The organism is Bacillota bacterium, from assembly GCA_036504675.1.
In the GTDB taxonomy this organism is placed as follows: Bacteria; Bacillota; Sulfobacillia; order JAJYWN01; family JAJZPE01; genus DASXUT01.
The window spans coordinates 1-16,676 of record DASXUT010000186.1; the positions used below are offsets into that span (position 1 = coordinate 1).

General features: G+C 63.6%; 14 protein-coding genes, 1 tRNA gene and 1 pseudogene. 15 read left to right on the top strand and 1 reads right to left on the bottom strand.

The annotated features are described in order from the left end of the window. On the bottom strand, positions 1 to 200 hold a 200-nt coding region (locus tag VGL40_14580; GenBank protein ID HEY3316488.1), incomplete at its 3' end, for a helix-turn-helix domain-containing protein. Positions 201 to 349: 149 nt separating this feature from the next. Here VGL40_14580 and rpmG point away from each other — a divergent pair. The 15 genes and pseudogenes from rpmG to VGL40_14655 form a co-directional block, all read left to right on the top strand. After that, positions 350 to 499, top strand: coding sequence for a 50S ribosomal protein L33 (gene rpmG / locus VGL40_14585; protein HEY3316489.1), 150 nt, complete (start codon positions 350 to 352; stop codon positions 497 to 499). A 90-nt stretch (positions 500 to 589) separates the two neighbouring features. After that, a tRNA-Trp gene (locus VGL40_14590) sits at positions 590 to 663 on the top strand. A 64-nt stretch (positions 664 to 727) separates the two neighbouring features. Then, complete coding sequence (gene secE / locus VGL40_14595) at positions 728 to 934, top strand: preprotein translocase subunit SecE (protein ID HEY3316490.1); 207 nt, start codon at positions 728 to 730, stop codon at positions 932 to 934. A gap of 48 nt (positions 935 to 982) precedes the next feature. Beyond that, positions 983 to 1,510, top strand: a complete 528-nt coding sequence (gene nusG, locus VGL40_14600; GenBank protein HEY3316491.1) for a transcription termination/antitermination protein NusG — start codon at positions 983 to 985, stop codon at positions 1,508 to 1,510. A 17-nt stretch (positions 1,511 to 1,527) separates the two neighbouring features. Beyond that, positions 1,528 to 1,953, top strand: coding sequence for a 50S ribosomal protein L11 (gene rplK / locus VGL40_14605; protein HEY3316492.1), 426 nt, complete (start codon positions 1,528 to 1,530; stop codon positions 1,951 to 1,953). A gap of 128 nt (positions 1,954 to 2,081) precedes the next feature. After that, positions 2,082 to 2,786 (top strand): 50S ribosomal protein L1, encoded by a 705-nt coding sequence (gene rplA / locus VGL40_14610; protein HEY3316493.1) that lies wholly within the window; start codon positions 2,082 to 2,084, stop codon positions 2,784 to 2,786. Between the two features lie 446 nt (positions 2,787 to 3,232). After that, complete coding sequence (rplJ, locus tag VGL40_14615; protein ID HEY3316494.1) at positions 3,233 to 3,769, top strand: 50S ribosomal protein L10; 537 nt, start codon at positions 3,233 to 3,235, stop codon at positions 3,767 to 3,769. Positions 3,770 to 3,841: 72 nt separating this feature from the next. Beyond that, on the top strand, positions 3,842 to 4,231 hold the full coding sequence (rplL, locus tag VGL40_14620; GenBank protein HEY3316495.1) for a 50S ribosomal protein L7/L12: 390 nt from the start codon (positions 3,842 to 3,844) through the stop codon (positions 4,229 to 4,231). A 487-nt stretch (positions 4,232 to 4,718) separates the two neighbouring features. Beyond that, a pseudogene (rpoB, locus tag VGL40_14625) lies at positions 4,719 to 8,240 on the top strand (DNA-directed RNA polymerase subunit beta). Positions 8,241 to 9,160: 920 nt separating this feature from the next. Further along, positions 9,161 to 12,823, top strand: coding sequence for a DNA-directed RNA polymerase subunit beta' (gene rpoC / locus VGL40_14630; GenBank protein HEY3316496.1), 3,663 nt, complete (start codon positions 9,161 to 9,163; stop codon positions 12,821 to 12,823). 172 nt (positions 12,824 to 12,995) lie between these two features. Then, the gene (locus VGL40_14635; GenBank protein ID HEY3316497.1) at positions 12,996 to 13,247 is read left to right on the top strand and encodes a ribosomal L7Ae/L30e/S12e/Gadd45 family protein; all 252 of its coding nucleotides are present in this window, start codon (positions 12,996 to 12,998) and stop codon (positions 13,245 to 13,247) included. Between the two features lie 65 nt (positions 13,248 to 13,312). Next, positions 13,313 to 13,687, top strand: a complete 375-nt coding sequence (rpsL, locus tag VGL40_14640; GenBank protein HEY3316498.1) for a 30S ribosomal protein S12 — start codon at positions 13,313 to 13,315, stop codon at positions 13,685 to 13,687. Between the two features lie 22 nt (positions 13,688 to 13,709). Beyond that, complete coding sequence (gene rpsG / locus VGL40_14645; protein HEY3316499.1) at positions 13,710 to 14,180, top strand: 30S ribosomal protein S7; 471 nt, start codon at positions 13,710 to 13,712, stop codon at positions 14,178 to 14,180. Between the two features lie 87 nt (positions 14,181 to 14,267). Next, entirely contained in the window at positions 14,268 to 16,352 is a 2,085-nt protein-coding gene (fusA, locus tag VGL40_14650; GenBank protein HEY3316500.1) for an elongation factor G, read from the top strand. Positions 16,353 to 16,469: 117 nt separating this feature from the next. Further along, positions 16,470 to 16,676, top strand: a 207-nt coding sequence (locus tag VGL40_14655; GenBank protein HEY3316501.1) for a GTP-binding protein, incomplete at its 3' end; no start/stop codon positions are given.

Consider the following 16,676-nt stretch of genomic DNA (forward strand, 5'->3'; position numbering starts at 1 on the left):
GGCTTACGACCCCGGTTCTTGTGGGCGAGGGCGCGCGGCCCGACCTTCTTGAACCCCGCCTTAAGCCGCTTGACCTGCCGCTCGCTCAAGCCCAATGCCTCGGCCACCTCCTTGACCGTCTTGAGGCCCTCAACCGCCTGCCTTATCTCGTAAAGCCGGATCACTTCCTTGTCGCTCAAAGAAAAAATGTCCCCTCTCATGGTGACATTCTCTCAGTCCCACTTAAGGGTGACAATATCACAGTCCAACAACACGCCCGGAGGCTCGTATTGACAGCTCTTTCAACTTGTGGTAGGCTGTAATAGCGATTGTCCCTGGGCGGGTTTGGACGGAGGTGCGAAGCGGAAAAATGCGCGAAATCATCACTCTGGCCTGTGGCGAATGCAAGCGCCGGAACTACACGACGATGAAGAACAAGAAGAATGACCCAAACCGCATCGAGATGAAGAAGTACTGCAAGTGGTGCGGCAAGCACACGGCCCACAAGGAAACTAGATAAACAAGCTTCTTCGTGGTATCATAATAGGGCGGCGAGCGGCGCCTGGGCCGCCGTGGCCGCGACATAGAGACGGCAAGGCCATAAAGGAATAGGCGCGTAGCTCCAATTGGTAGAGCGGCGGTCTCCAAAACCGCATGTTGGGGGTTCGAGTCCCTCCGCGCCTGCAAGCTATCTCTTTTTTGTTTGCGGGCCAAATTTCGGCAAGAATACCCGAAGGGTGTGAACCGAGTGGCGAACTTACGGGGGTGGCTCCCCGCCATCGGACGGTTCTTCCGTGAAGTCCGGGCAGAGATGAAGAAGGTCATCTGGCCGACCTCTCGGGAGACCGCGCTCTACACGGTCGTGGTGGTCTTTTCCGTGGCCGTGGTCTCGATCTTGATGTGGGTGGCCGACTCGGTCTTCAGCAAGGCGTTGACCTTCCTGTTAAAAGCTTGACCGAGGGGGTGGGGGCTGTGCCGCTTCACCGGCCGCCCCTTTCTTGATATGGGCGACAAGAGCTGGTTCGTGGTTCACACTTATTCCGGTTACGAAAACAAGGTAAAAACGAATCTCGAGAAGCGGGTCGAGTCCATGGTCATGCAGGACAAGATCTTTCGCGTCTTGGTGCCTATGGAGGAAGAAGTCGAGATCAAAGAGGGCAAGAAGAAGATCACGAAGAAGAAGGTCTTCCCCGGCTACGTCCTGGTCGAAATGATCATGGACGACGATTCCTGGTACGTGGTCAGGAACACTCCCGGGGTGACCGGCTTCGTCGGATCGGGCGCCAAGCCCATTCCCCTGCAGGAGCCCGAGGTCCGGGTGATCCTCAGGCAGATGGGCATCGACGAGCCCCGCCCGAAGATCACCTTCGAGCGCGGCCAGAGCATCAAGGTGGCGGCGGGACCGTTCGAGGGCTTCGTCGGGCAGATCGACGACATCAACTACGAAAAGGGCAAGCTGAAGGTGTTTGTTTCGCTCTTCGGTCGTGAAACCCCGATTGAGCTGGACTTCGGACAGGTCGAGAAGCTCTAGTGAGGTGTCCTTAGACAATGGCGAAAAAGGTTGCGGCGGTTGTCAAGCTCCAAATCCCTGCCGGGAAGGCTACCCCGGCTCCCCCGGTGGGTTCGGCCCTCGGCCCCCACGGCATCAACATCGGGGCGTTCACCAAGGAGTTCAATGAGAAGACGGCTCCCCAGGCCGGATTGATCATCCCGGTCGAGATCACCATCTTCGAGGACCGTTCCTTCACCTTCATCACCAAGACGCCGCCGGCCGCGATCCTTCTCAAGAAGGCCGCCGGTCTTGAGACGGCCTCGGGTGAGCCGAACAAGAAGAAGGTCGGCAAGGTCAGCCGGTCCGAGGTCAAGAAGATCGCCGAGCTGAAGATGCAGGATCTCAACGCCGCCTCGCTGGAAGCGGCCATGCGGATGGTCGAGGGCACCGCTCGCAGCATGGGCATCGAGATCACCGAGTAGTCGTTCCGAGGTCCCGATGGTTAGCGACGCCTTTTGGACCGGCCGGCGAATACCGGCCGGTCTTGAGGACATATTCCCGGGTGGGAGGGCCTCTCAAGCCCGCCTGAACCACAGGAGGTCATGGACTCATGAGCATTCACGGAAAGCGTTACGAAGACTCGCTCAAGCTGGTCGACCGGGCCAAGCTCTATGACCCGGCCGAGGCCATGAAGCTGGTCAAGGAGACGGCCAAGGCGAAATTCGACGAGACCGTCGAGGTCGCCATCAAGCTGGGCGTCGATCCGAAACAGGCCGATCAGACGGTCCGCGGCGCGGTCACCCTCCCCAACGGGACCGGCAAAGCCGTCCGGGTCCTGGTCTTCGCCAAGGGCGACAAGGCCAAGGAGGCCCTGGAAGCCGGGGCCGACTTCGTCGGCGCCGAGGACATGGTCCAGAAGATCGAACAGGGCTGGCTGGACTTCGACGTCGCCGTGGCCACCCCGGACGTCATGGGCATGGTCGGCAAGCTTGGCCGGGTCCTCGGTCCTCGGGGCCTGATGCCGAACCCGAAGACGGGCACGGTCTCGTCCGACGTCAAGAACGCCGTCCGCGAGATCAAGGCCGGCAAGATCGAGTACCGGCTGGACAAGACGGCCATCATCCACGCACCCATCGGCAAGGCCTCGTTCACCCCGGAGGCTCTCCAGGAGAACTTCAGCGCCCTGATGGAAGCGGTGGTCAAGGCCAAGCCGGCGGCGTCCAAGGGGCAGTATGTGCGCTCGGTCGCTGTCTCGTCGGCGATGGGTCCCGGCATCCGGATCAACCCGATGCAGGCGGCCGGCATCACTCAGTAAAGACGAGGGCCCGCCATGGGCCCGAAAAGCCATCAGATCATCAGGTGTGGGTGGGCTCCGGAGAGGTGTACTACCACCGCCCGCATGGGCGGTGGCGACCTCTCCGCCCCACCCTCGGCTTGCGCTCGCCGCCGGCGAGGCGCCGATGCCCGACTCCGGCCGGCTTGACGCCGCGCGGCGGCGATGGTAGAATCAGTCTTGTCCGGTCCCAAAAGCCGCAAAGAAGAACCTGAGCTGTAGACAGCCGGTGCCCCCGGGAGGGGCGTAAAGGCGCGATGCGCCGCCAGCCGAGGCCGGGGCCCCCAAGTCAAGGGTCGATCCCTTTGGCGATCCAGGCCTCCGCTGTCACAGCCGGAGGTCTTTTCGTTTTGCCCCTCCAGATTGGACCCCGATTCATCTCACGCCGGGTCCGGTGACCCGGTGCCGGGGGAGGTGAGACAAGAAGAATGAAGACCAAGGAAGAAAAGGCCCGGATCGCCGCCGGGGTGGCCGAGCTGCTGAAGCGCTCTCAAACCACCGTCCTCGCCGACTACCGGGGCCTGAACGTCGCCCAGGATACCAAGCTCCGCCAGAAGCTGCGCAAGGCCGGAGTGGACTACCGGGTGATCAAGAACACCATCACCGAGCGGGCGGCCAAGGAGGCCGGTATCGAAGGCCTCGAGCCCTACCTAGCCGGTCCGGTGTCCATCGCCTTTGGCTACGACGATCCCACCCAGGTGGCCAAGATCCTGACCGACTTCGCCCGGGCGAACAAGGAACTGGAGATCAAGGCGGGCATCTTCGAGGGCAAGGTCATCTCGGCCGAACGGGTTCACGCCCTAGCCATCCTGCCCCCGCGGGAAGTCCTCCTGGCTCAGGTGGCCGGGCAATTCCGGGCCCCCCTCGCCGGCCTGGCTTCCGTCCTGGCCGGTCCGCTCCGCCAGTTCGCCTACGCCGTCGAGGCTCTCCGTCAGAAGAAGGAGGCCGAATCACCGGCCGCCTGACGGTCTTGTCGACCGGGCCAGACTACCAACCCAGATTCTCATCCTGGTCATCATCAAGGAGGTACACCCAAAGTGGCTGAAGGTAAGGTCAAGGAAATCATCGAGGCCGTCAAGGGCCTATCCGTCATCGAGCTGTCCGAGCTGGTCAAGGCGTTCGAAGAGGAATTCGGCGTCTCCGCCGCCGCCCCGATGGCCGTCGCCGCCGCTCCCGCGGCCGGCGGTGCCACTCCCGCCGCCCAGGCGGCCGAGCAGACCGAGTTCGACGTCGTCCTGAAGGGCGCCGGTGGCCAGAAGATCCAGGTCATCAAGGTCGTCCGGGAACTCACCGGGCTCGGCCTGAAGGAAGCCAAGGACCTCGTCGACGGGGCTCCGAAGCCGGTGAAGGAGAAGGTCTCCAAGGAAGACGCTCAGGCGATGAAGAAGAAGCTTGAAGAGGTCGGCGCGGAAGTCGAGATCAAGTAGTCACCGCCGATCTTTCTGGGTGGCCCGACCGCTCGCCGGTTGAGCGCGCCCGCGATCGTCCGTGAAGACAGGGTGGGGCGTCCCGCAAGAACGCCCCACCCCGATTTTTTTGCTTCGACGGGCTGACGAGGGGTCACCCCTCACGCGCTCCCGGGAGGCCGGCGAAGGCCGCCACGCCGGGCTTGAACCGCCGCTCCAAGCCGACCTTGGCTGGGCGGATTCCCTTGACAGCCAGATGTCACCATGATATTATATTAAATTGCTACGTCTGTACCTCAAAACCCTCCAAAGGCATAGTTCTGGCTTCTCTGGGCAAGACTGTTCCTTTAGGGTAAGAGGGGCTAAGAAGGAGCACTGGCCCACCACCAACAGCCCAAAATAGGCTTATAGGGGCGCCCACTTATAAGCTCAGTTTTGGTCTTTTGGTTTTTGGCCGTGCACCCGGGCCGAGGCGATCAAATCCTGCCGAGGGGTGACGAGAGACTTCATGGTCCATCTCACAGGCTCAAAGCGCGTCAGGGTTAGCTTCGCCAGGATCGACGAAGTGCTGCAGATGCCCAACCTCATCGAGATCCAGCAGAACTCGTACCAGTGGTTTCTCCACGAGGGTCTGCGGGAGATGTTCCGGGACATCTCGCCGATCCAGGACTTCACCGGCAACCTGGTGCTCGAGTTCATCGATCACAGTCTCGGTGAGCCCAAGTACTCGGTGGACGAGTGCAAGGAGCGCGACGTGACCTACGCCGCCCCCCTGCGGGTCAGGGTGCGCCTGATCAACAAGGAGACGGGCGAAGTCAAGGAGCAGGAAGTCTTCATGGGCGACTTCCCGCTGATGACTGAGAACGGCACCTTCGTCATCAACGGTGCCGAGCGGGTCATCGTCAGCCAACTGGTCCGGTCCCCCGGCGTGTACTACGGCGAGACCCTCGACCCGGCCGGCAAGCGGCTTTTTAGCGCCACGGTCATCCCCAACCGCGGGGCCTGGCTGGAGTACGAGACCGACAGCAATGACGTGGTCTGGGTGCGGGTTGATCGGACCCGCAAGCTGCCGGTGACCGTCCTTTTGCGAGCCATCGGTCATGGTTCGCGGCAATCCCTCATCGACCTTCTCGGCGAATCGGCCCCGCTCCTGTCGACCATGGACAAGGACGGGACGGAGACTGAAGAGGAGGGCCTGATCGAAATCTACAAGCGCCTCCGCCCGGGCGAACCGCCCACGGTCGAGAGCGCTCGTTCCCTCCTGGAGTCCCTCTTCTTCGATCCTAAGCGCTACGACCTGGCCAGCGTGGGACGATATAAGATTAATAAGAAGCTGGCCATCAAGCGCCGCATTACCGGCACCGCCCCGGTCGAGCGGGTCGCCGGCGCGGACGGTGCGGTCATCTGCGAGGCCGGCAAGGCCATCGACCGGCGCCTGGCCGAACGGATCGAGGCCGCCGGGCTGAATCAGCTCGACGTCAAGACCCAGGACGGCTTGATCGTCCGGGTCATGGGCAACCAGGGCCAGCCCCTGGGTCACAAAACGATCACCAAGGCGGACATGATCGCCAGCGTCAACTACATGTTCACGCTGATGCGCGGTCTCGGCACGACCGACGACATCGACCATCTCGGCAACCGCCGCCTGCGCTCCGTGGGCGAGCTGCTGCAGAACCAGTTCCGCATCGGCCTGGCCCGGATGGAGCGGGTCGTTCGCGAGCGGATGACGATCCAGGACGTCGACATCATCACCCCGCAGGCCCTGATCAACATCCGCCCGGTCGTCGCCGCGGTCAAGGAGTTCTTCGGGTCCAGCCAGCTGTCGCAGTTCATGGACCAGACCAACCCGCTCGCCGAGCTGACCCACAAGCGGCGCCTTTCGGCCCTGGGCCCAGGCGGCCTGTCCCGTGAGCGGGCCGGCTTCGAAGTCCGCGACGTCCACCATTCGCACTATGGCCGGATGTGCCCCATCGAGACCCCTGAAGGGCCGAACATCGGCCTCATCGGGTCGCTGTCGACCTATGCCCGGATCAACGAGTTCGGGTTTATCGAGACACCCTACCGGAAGGTCGACAAGGAGCGCGGCACGGTCACCGACGACATCGCCTACCTGACCGCGGACGAAGAGGACGAAACCGTCATCGCGCAGGCCAACGCGCCTCTGCAGACCGACGGCCGGTTCACCGAGAACCGGGTCACCGTTCGCTACAAGGCCGAGATCCTGGTCGTCCCGCCTGAGCAAGTCGACTACATGGACGTCTCGCCGAAGCAGGTTGTGTCGATCGCCACCGCGCTGATCCCCTTCCTCGAGAATGACGACGCCAACCGGGCCCTGATGGGGTCGAACATGCAGCGCCAAGCGGTGCCCTTGCTGGTCGTCGAGGCGCCGCTCGTCGGCACGGGGATGGAGACCAAGGCGGCCGAGGACTCCGGCGTGGTCATCCTGGCCAAGCGGGCCGGGACGGTGGCCGAAGCCACGGCCGAACGGATCATCGTCGAGACCCATGCCGGCGACCAGGACGTCTACAAGCTGACCAAGTTCTCTCGTTCCAACCAGGGCACGTGCATCAACCAGAAGCCGACGGTGGTCAAGGGGCAGAAGGTCAAGGCCGGCGACGCGCTGGCCGACGGCCCCTGCACCGACCACAGCGAGTTGGCCTTGGGCCGCAACGTGTTGTGCTGCTTCATGCCCTGGGAGGGCTACAATTACGAAGACGCCATCCTGATCAGCGAGCGCTTGGTCAAGGAGGACGTCTTCACCTCGATCCACATCGAGGAGTACGAGCACGAAGCCCGCGACACCAAACTCGGTCCGGAAGAGATCACCCGAGACATCCCCAACGTCGGCGAGGACGTCCTCAAGGACCTCGACGAGCGCGGGATCATCCGCATCGGGGCCGAGGTTCGAACCGGCGACATCTTGGTCGGCAAGGTCACCCCGAAGGGCGAGACCGAACTGACCGCGGAGGAACGGCTCCTCAGGGCGATCTTCGGCGAGAAGGCCCGCGAGGTCCGCGATACTTCGCTGCGCGTCCCCCACGGGGAAAGCGGCATCGTCGTCGACGTCAAGGTTTTCTCCCGAGAGAACGGCGACGAGCTGTCCCCGGGGGTCAACCAGTTGGTCCGGGTGTACATCGCCCAGAAGCGGAAGGTCTCCGAAGGCGACAAGATGGCCGGCCGGCACGGGAACAAGGGCGTCATCGCCCGCATCCTGCCGGAGGAGGACATGCCTTTCCTGCCTGACGGCACGCCCATCGAGATCGTCCTCAACCCCCTGGGCGTCCCTTCCAGAATGAACATCGGACAGGTCCTCGAGACCCACCTTGGGTGGGCGGCCAAGACCCTCGGCCTGTTTGTCTCGACTCCGGTCTTCGACGGGGCCACCGAGGGTGACGTCGTCGACATGCTCAGGAAGGCCGGCCTGCCGGATGATGGCAAGAGTTCCCTCTACGACGGCCGGACCGGCGAGCCCTTCGACAACCGGATCACCGTGGGCTACGTCTACATGCTTAAGCTTGCTCACTTGGTCGACGACAAGATCCACGCCCGGAGCACCGGCCCTTACTCCCTGGTCACCCAGCAGCCGCTGGGCGGCAAGGCGCAGTTCGGCGGGCAGCGCTTCGGCGAGATGGAGGTCTGGGCTCTGGAGGCTTACGGCGCTGCCTACACCCTCCAGGAGCTTCTCACGGTCAAGTCGGACGACGTCGTCGGCCGGGTCAAGACCTATGAAGCCATCGTCAAGGGGGAGAATGTCCCCGAGCCCGGAGTCCCCGAATCCTTCAAGGTCCTCATCAAGGAGCTTCAGAGCATCGGCCTGGACGTCAAGGTCCTCTCGGAGAACGATGAGGAGATCGAGATCAAGGAAACCGACGACGACATCGCCGAGACGGCCCGCGATCTCGAATTGAACATCGACGGCGAGATGGAACCGTCGCGTGTGGCCACCCGGGCTCCGTTCCCGGGCCATCGACCGGCCGCCGATGAGGGGATAGCCGACGCCGGCGAGGTCGACGAGGAGCCGGCCGACGAAGAGGCATCCGGTTTCGAACCGCCGACCCAGGTTAGGGTGGCCGGGACCGAGGATGACGAAGCGGTCATCACCGACGACGAGGAGACGGCGCACGACAAAGCCCCGTCCGGGGATGAGGGGGCGGCCACCGAGCCAGAGGCCGACGAGGAGGCCGTCGACGAGCTTCCCCTCGTACCAGTACAGCGGTCGGTCCGCACCGAATTCGCCGCCGCTTTGGTCCCGTCGCGAAAGCATAACGAAGAGCCGGCAGCGGCCCTCGAACCGCCCGCTCCGCCGGTGACCGACCCCGTCCGCGAGGCCGGTCCAGCCAGCAAGGCCAAGGCGGCGGAGAAGCCCTCCCCGCCGAAGCCCTCCGATAAAGTCAAGGAGACCCCGTCCAAGGCTCCGGCCAAGGGCGATCAGACGAAAGCTACGCCCAAGCCGGCGGCGACCGGGAAGGTCCCCGCCAAGGCGGTCAAGAGCGCCTCGAAAGCCAAGGAGCTCAAGGCCAAGACCTCGGTGAAGCTCAAGACCAAGCCGGCGACGGCAAAGACGGTCAAGCTGACATCGACCAAGGCGAAAGCCTCCAAGACCGGGACCGCCGCCAAGGCGTCGGCCAAGCCGGCCGCCCGCGGCGCGAAACCGGCTCCCAAGGCGGCCGTGATGGCCGGTAAGTCGGCGGGACGGTCGACCCCCAAGGCGACCGCGCCGGCCAAGAAGGCCGTCGCGCCGGCGAAGGCCCCGGCCAAGGCCCCGGCCAAGGCCCCGGCCAAAGCCCCGGCCAAAGCCCCGGCCAAGGCCCCGGCCAAGGCCCCGGCCAAGGCCCCATCTAAGGCCCCGGCGAAGGGCAAGTCCCCGACTTCCCGGGCCAAGCGCTAGACCGACGGGTCACGGGTTGACCCTAAGCAGGGCTGTTCCACAAGCCGAAAGGGGATAAGGCCTTGTTGGATGTCAGGAATTTCGATTCGATGCGGATCGGGCTGGCCTCTCCGGACCAAATCCGCGCCTGGTCGCGCGGTGAAGTCAAGAAGCCCGAGACGATCAACTATAGGACCCTCAAGCCCGAACGGGACGGCCTCTTCTGCGAGCGGATCTTCGGGCCGACTCGCGATTGGGAGTGCCATTGCGGCAAGTACAAGCGGGTCCGCTACAAGGGCATCATCTGTGACCGCTGCGGGGTCGAAGTCACTCGGGCCAAGGTCCGCCGGGAGCGGATGGGCCACATCGAACTGGCCGCGCCAGTCTCTCACATCTGGTACTTCAAGGGCATCCCCAGCCGGATGGGACTCCTTCTGGACATGTCCCCCCGGGCTCTGGAGAAGGTCCTCTACTTCGTGGCCTACATCGTCACCGACCCCGGCAACACGCCCCTCGTCCAGAAGCAGATCCTGACCGAAAGCGAGTACCGCGACTATCGCGAGAAGTACGGAAACGCTTTCAAGGCCGGGATGGGCGCCGAGGCGATCAAACGGCTGCTCGAAGAGATGGACATGGAGCAGCTGTCGAAGGAGCTTCGGGCCGAGCTCAAGCAGGTCTCCGGGCAGCGCAAGATCCGGGCCATCCGCCGACTGGAAGTCGTCGAGGCCTTCCTGAAGTCCGGCAACCGGGCGGATTGGATGATCCTCGACGTCGTCCCGGTCATTCCGCCGGAGCTTCGGCCCATGGTACAGCTGGACGGCGGTCGCTTCGCCACCTCCGATCTGAACGACCTTTACCGACGGGTGATCAACCGGAACAACCGCCTGAAGAGGCTCTTGGACCTGGGCGCCCCGGACATCATCGTCCGCAACGAGAAGCGGATGCTCCAGGAGGCTGTCGACGCCCTGATCGATAACGGGCGTCGCGGGCGCCCGGTCACCGGCCCCGGCAACCGCCCACTCAAGTCCCTGTCCGACATGCTCCGCGGGAAGCAGGGGCGTTTCCGCCAGAACCTCCTCGGCAAGCGGGTCGACTACTCTGGCCGTTCCGTCATCGTCGTCGGCCCCGAGCTGAAGATGCATCAGTGCGGCCTGCCCAAAGAGATGGCCCTCGAGCTCTTCAAGCCCTTCGTCATGAAGAAGCTGGTCAACGACGGCCACGCCCACAACATCAAGAGCGCCAAACGGATGGTCGAACGGGTCAAGGACCAGGTCTGGGACGTCCTCGAGGAGGTCATCAAGGAGCACCCCGTCCTCCTCAACCGGGCCCCGACCCTGCACCGTCTGGGCATCCAGGCCTTCGAGCCGATGCTCGTCGAAGGCCGGGCCATCCAGATCCATCCGCTGGTCTGCACGGCTTACAACGCCGACTTCGACGGCGACCAGATGGCCGTCCACGTCCCCCTCTCGGCGGAGGCTCAGGCCGAGGCAAGGATCCTGATGATGTCCTCGGGCAACATCCTCAACCCCAAGGACGGGTCCCCGGTCGTCACCCCGACCCAGGACATGGTCCTCGGGACCTACTACCTGACCCTCGAGAAGCCCGGAGCCAAGGGCGAGGGCAAGATCTTCTCCTCCCTCGACGAGGCCACCCTGGCCTACGATTTCGGTGAGGTCGACCTGCACGCCAAGATCAAGGTCAAGTACGAGGGCGAGCGGTTGGAGACGACCGTCGGCCGGCTGATCATCAATCAGCGGTTGCCGGTGCCACTTCGTTACATCAACCGGGTCGTCGATCGCCAGATGCTGGGGAAGATCGTCGCCAGGTGCTATCGCGTCCTCGGCAACGCCGAAACGGCCAAGATGCTTGACGGGATCAAGGAGCTCGGGTTCAAGTATGCCACCCGGGCCGGGATGACCATCTCGATCTCGGACATCGAGGTCCCCAAGGAGAAGGAACAGATCCTGGCCGATGCCGAGTCCCGGGTGGAAGAGATCGAGAACCAGTACAAGCAGGGTCTGATCACTTACACCGAGCGGTATCAGAAGGTCATCAGCGTCTGGGAAGAAGCCAAGAACCGGGTGACCGAGGCCCTGGTCAAGGGGCTCGACCGATTCAACCCGGTCTACATGATGTCGATCTCCGGGGCCCGCGGAAACATCGGTCAGATCTCTCAGCTGGCCGGGATGCGCGGGTTGATGGCCGACCCGTCGGGCCGGATCATCGAGTTGCCCATCCGGGCCAACTTCCGCGAAGGCCTGACCGTGCTGGAGTACTTCACTTCCACCCACGGCGCCCGGAAAGGTCTGGCCGACACGGCCCTCCGAACCGCCGATTCGGGCTACCTGACCCGCCGCCTGGTCGATGTCTCCCAGGACGTTATCATCCGTGAAGACGACTGCGGGACGACGGTGGGCGTGCCGGTCAAGGAGATCCGCGACGGCAACGAAGTCATCGAGTCACTGCATGACCGGATCCTCGGTCGGATGGCCGTCGTCCGGATCGTCGATCCCAACACCGGCGACTTGATCGTCGAGGCCAACGAGGAGATCAACGAGGAGGACGCCGACCGGATCATCGAGGTCGGGATCGAAGAGGTCATGATCCGCTCCGTCCTGACCTGTAAGTCGCGCTTCGGGGTCTGCCGGAAGTGCTACGGCCGCAACCTGGCCACCGGTATGTTGGTCGACGTCGGCGAGTCGGTCGGGACCATCTCGGCCCAGTCCATCGGCGAGCCCGGCACCCAGCTGACGATGCGAACGTTCCACACCGGCGGCGTCGCCGGCGACGACATCACCCAGGGTCTCCCCCGCGTCGAGGAGCTCTTCGAGGCCCGCAAGCCCAAGGGTCAAGCCATCATCTCCGAACTCGACGGGGTCCTCAAGCTCGGCGAGAACAAGGGTCGCCGGGAGGCCATTGTCACCACCGACGAGGGCGAGTCCATGGCCTACGCGGTCCCCTTCGGGGCCCGTCTGGCGGTCAAGGACGGGTCCAGGGTTCAGGCCGGCGACGAGCTGACCGAGGGCTCGATCAACCCGCACGATCTCCTCAAGGTGAAGGGACTCCGCGGTGTCCAGCTGTATCTGCTCCATGAGGTCCAGAGAGTCTACCGCCTACAGGGCGTGGACATCAACGATAAGCACATCGAGATCATCATTCGACAGATGCTACGCAAGGTCAAGGTGGACGACCCCGGCGCCACCGAGCTCCTTCCGGGAGGCCTGATTGACGTCTTCGACTTCGAGGACGAGAACGAACGGGCCATCCAGAACGGCGGCGAGCCGGCGGTCGCCAAGCCGATCCTCCTCGGCATCACCAAAGCCTCCCTGGCCACGGACTCCTTCCTCTCGGCGGCCTCCTTCCAGGAGACCACCAGGGTGCTGACGGAGGCGGCCTGCAAGGGCAAGAACGATCCGCTCCTCGGCCTGAAGGAGAACGTCATCATCGGCAAGTTGATCCCGGCCGGCACGGGCATGTCCCGCTACCGCAGCATCAGGGTCCTGACCCTCGACGAGGAAGGCAACCCGCTGCCCGAGACCGAATCGATGGTCGGGGGGGAGCCGGACGCTGCGGCCTTGCCGCCCGGCATGGCCTTGGCCCTCAACCCCGACGTAGATGTGCCGGTCCAGGCCGGCCGGCCCGGCGACGAAGCGGCCCCGGCGGCCGTCGCCGCCGACCACGGGCCGACTCCGGAGACCGGAGCCGCCAACGGAGGCGACGTCGGTGCCGGCAAAGATGAAGGGTAGACCAACGGTTTAAGGCCACCCGTCCATCGCAGAATAAAGCCCGGCGGGGCCGAATGACGGCCCCCGCCGGGGTGAATTCAAATTGACAGCCCTTTTTTGCGGTGTTACAATATGAAAGTGTCTGTCGCTCCTTGAAGCAAAAACGGCGCGTGGCCAGGGGAGGGCCGAGAGAATGCCCCTTGAACAGCTACGCCAGGCTCGGACCAGGACCATTGGAACCAAGCAGACCCTGAAGGCCATTCAAAAAGGCCAGGCTAAGGTAGTTTTTGTGGCCGGGGACGCGGATGAGAAGGTCATTCGCGAAGTCGTCCGTGGATGCGAAGAAAAGGCGATCCCGGTCGTCCGGGCCGAATCCATGGCCGCCCTCGGCAAAGCGTGTGGGATCGAGGTCGGCGCGGCTTCGGCGGCGATTGTTGGAGAGTAAGACACACCAGGATGCGTGTTCTAAGGAAGAGCCATTGAGCACCTATCGAGGGGGGGTGGACGAGGATGCCAACCATCAGCCAACTCGTTCGCAAGGGAAGAATGCCGGTCCATTATAAGTCCAAGGCCCCGGCGCTCAAGAGTAGCCCACAGCGCCGCGGCGTCTGCACGCAGGTCCGGACGACTGCTCCGAAGAAGCCGAATTCGGCTCTCCGGAAGATCGCCCGCGTCCGCCTGACGAACGGCATCGAAGTGACGGCCTATATCCCGGGCGTCGGACACAACCTGCAAGAGCACTCGGTGGTAATGGTCCGCGGCGGCAGAGTCAAGGACCTCCCCGGCGTCAGGTATCATATCATCCGTGGGACCCTGGACTCCGCCGGAGTCCAGAACCGGATGCAGGGTCGCTCCAAGTACGGCGCCAAGCGGCCCAAGAAGTAGCCTGTAAGGGGGTTCGCCCGTCATGCCCAGAAGGGGTTCGGTCGAGCGCCGGGAGGTCACTCCCGACCCGATCTACCACAGCTTGAACGTCTCTCGGTTCGTCAACAAGATCATGTACAGCGGTAAGAAAGTGACCGCTCAAGGCGAATTCTACCGGGCCATGGAGATCATCAAGGAGAAGTCCGGCAAGGATCCGCTGGAAGTGTTTGAACAGGCGATCAAGAACGCCATGCCGGTCCTCGAGGTCAAGGCCCGCCGGGTCGGCGGCGCCACCTACCAGGTCCCGGTCGAAGTGCGGGCCGACCGCCGGCTGGCCCTGGCGTTGCGCTGGTTGATCCAGTACTCTCGGGCCCGCGGCGAGCGGGGATTCGAGAACAAGCTGGCGGCCGAGTTGATGGACGCCGCGGCCAACACCGGGTCGACCGTCAAGAAGAGGGAAGACACGCACAAGATGGCTGAAGCCAACAAGGCTTTCGCCCATTATCGCTGGTAGTAAGCGAGGGGTAGCTCGCCGGGCAGGTCCGCCAGAGAGGCGAGCCGACGGTCGCAAAGAACCCCTCGACGGAGAGGGGGGGATGGGATGTCCAGGGAACACTCACTTGAGAAGACCAGAAACATCGGCATCATGGCCCATATCGACGCGGGCAAGACGACGACCACCGAGCGGATCCTCTTCTACACCGGACGGGTCCACCGGATGGGCGAGGTTCATAACGGCGCGGCGACGATGGACTGGATGGTCCAGGAACAGGAACGTGGAATCACCATCACCTCGGCCGCGACGACCTGCTACTGGCGGGATCATCGTGTCAACATTATAGACACACCAGGACACGTTGATTTTACCGTCGAAGTCGAGCGGTCCCTCCGGGTCCTCGACGGGGCGGTGGCCGTCTTCTGCGCCAAGGGCGGGGTTGAGCCCCAGTCCGAGACGGTCTGGCGACAGGCTGACCGGTACAAGGTCCCGCGGATCGCCTACGTCAACAAGATGGACATCGTCGGGGCCGACTTCTTCCGGGTCATCGCGATGATGAAGAGCCGCCTCAAGGCCGTTCCCGTGGCCGTCCAACTGCCCATCGGCAGCGAGGACACCTTCCGCGGGGTCATCGACCTGGTCAGCGACAAAGCTCTCATCTGGACCGACGAACTGGGAACCCACGTGGTGACCGAGGATGTCCCGGCCGATCTCAAGGAGAGTAAGCGGAAGTACCGCGAGGCCCTCTTCGAGGCGGCGGCCGACTTCGATGAGACCCTGATGGTCCGGTACCTCGAAGGGACGCCGATCTCGCCCGACGAGATCAGGGCCGCCCTCCGTCGGGGAACCCTGGCCGGCAAGATCGTCCCGGTCATCTGTGGGACATCGTACCACAACAAGGGCGTCCAATCCTTGCTCGACGCGATCATCGACTACCTGCCGTCGCCGCTCGATGTCCCGCCGGTCATCGGCCACCATCCGCGCAAGGAAGACCAGGAGGAGATCAGGCAGGCCAGCGATGACGAGCCCTTCTGCGCCCTGGCCTTCAAGATCGCCACCGATCCCTACGTCGGTAAGCTGGGCTTCCTGAGGGTCTACTCGGGAGTCCTGAAGACTGGTTCGTACGTCTACAACGCCTCCCGCGACCGCAAGGAGAGGATCGGGCGGGTCGTCCGGATGCACGCCAACCACCGCGAAGACGTCGACGAGATCCGCACCGGCGACATCGCCGCGGCCGTCGGTCTCAAGGAAGTGACCACCGGGGACACCCTCTGCGAGGAGAACCACCCGCTTGTCCTCGAACGGATGGAGTTCCCGCAGCCGGTCATCGACGTGGCCATCGAGCCGAAGACCAAGGCCGACGAGGATAAGTTGACCCTCTCGCTGATGAAGCTGTCCGAGGAGGACCCGACCTTCCGGTTCCACACCGACCCCGACACCGGCCAGACGATCATCTCCGGGATGGGCGAATTGCACCTCGAGATCATCGTCGACCGCCTGGTCCGCGAATTCAAGGTCGAGGCCAACGTCGGCCGGCCCCAGGTTGCTTACAAGGAGACCATCCGCGCCAAGGCCAAGGCCGAGGGGCGGTTCGTCCGCCAGACCGGCGGCCGCGGGCAATATGGCCACGTCGAGATCGAGATTGAGCCGCTGGCAGTGGAAAAGGGCTTCGAATTCGAAAACAAGATCGTCGGCGGGGTCATCCCCAGGGAGTTCATCCCGTCCGTTCAGGCCGGCATCAAAGAGGCCATGGACTCGGGCGTCCTGGCCGGATACCCGACCATCGGGGTCAAGGCCACCCTCATCGACGGCTCCTACCACGAAGTCGACTCGTCCGAAGTGGCCTTCAAGATTGCCGGCAGTCTGGCCTTCAAGAACGCCGCCGAGAAAGCCAAGCCGGCCATTCTCGAACCGGTGATGAAGGTCGAGGCGGTGGTCCCCGAGGAGTACATGGGTGAAGTGATCAACGACTTCAATGCCCGGCGGGGCCGCATCGACCAGATGGAGCAACGAGCCGGAGCGCAGGTCATCAGGGCCTTCGTACCGTTGGCGGCGATGTTCGGTTACGCCACGGACCTCCGCTCGAAGACTCAGGGCCGAGGGGTTTATTCGATGGAATTCTACCGTTACGAAGAAGCCCCGAAGCCGATTTCTGAGACGGTCATCGCTCAGGCCACCGGGCGCGGCTAGGCAAAGCGCCGCGCTGCCGGAGCCGCGGGAATAGGGGCCCCAAGGAACGGCCCTTGAAGATAGGCAGACCTCTTCGAACATCCTTTTCAGACGAGACGAGGGTAAGGAGGAAATCAAATGGCCAAGAAAAAGTTTGAGCGGACGAAGCCCCACGTGAACATCGGAACCATCGGACACGTGGACCACGGCAAGACGACCCTGACGGCGGCGATCACGAAGGTCCTCGCCAACTCTGGGTTCGCTGAGTTCGTACCGTTCGATCAAATCGACAAGGCTCCCGAAGAGAAGGCCCGGGGGATCACCATCAACACGGCCCACGTCGAG

Excerpts from the sequence above, each read along its gene's own strand:
- rpsG (HEY3316499.1), top strand. The coding sequence starts at position 13,710 with ATGCCCAGAAGGGGTTCGGTCGAGCGCCGGGAGGTCACTCCCGACCCG.
- fusA (HEY3316500.1), top strand. The coding sequence starts at position 14,268 with ATGTCCAGGGAACACTCACTTGAGAAGACCAGAAACATCGGCATCATG.
- nusG (HEY3316491.1), top strand. The coding sequence starts at position 983 with ATGGGCGACAAGAGCTGGTTCGTGGTTCACACTTATTCCGGTTACGAA.
- rplK (HEY3316492.1), top strand. The coding sequence starts at position 1,528 with ATGGCGAAAAAGGTTGCGGCGGTTGTCAAGCTCCAAATCCCTGCCGGG.
- rplJ (HEY3316494.1), top strand. The coding sequence starts at position 3,233 with ATGAAGACCAAGGAAGAAAAGGCCCGGATCGCCGCCGGGGTGGCCGAG.
- rplA (HEY3316493.1), top strand. The coding sequence starts at position 2,082 with ATGAGCATTCACGGAAAGCGTTACGAAGACTCGCTCAAGCTGGTCGAC.
- VGL40_14635 (HEY3316497.1), top strand. The coding sequence starts at position 12,996 with ATGCCCCTTGAACAGCTACGCCAGGCTCGGACCAGGACCATTGGAACC.
- rpsL (HEY3316498.1), top strand. The coding sequence starts at position 13,313 with ATGCCAACCATCAGCCAACTCGTTCGCAAGGGAAGAATGCCGGTCCAT.
- rpmG (HEY3316489.1), top strand. The coding sequence starts at position 350 with ATGCGCGAAATCATCACTCTGGCCTGTGGCGAATGCAAGCGCCGGAAC.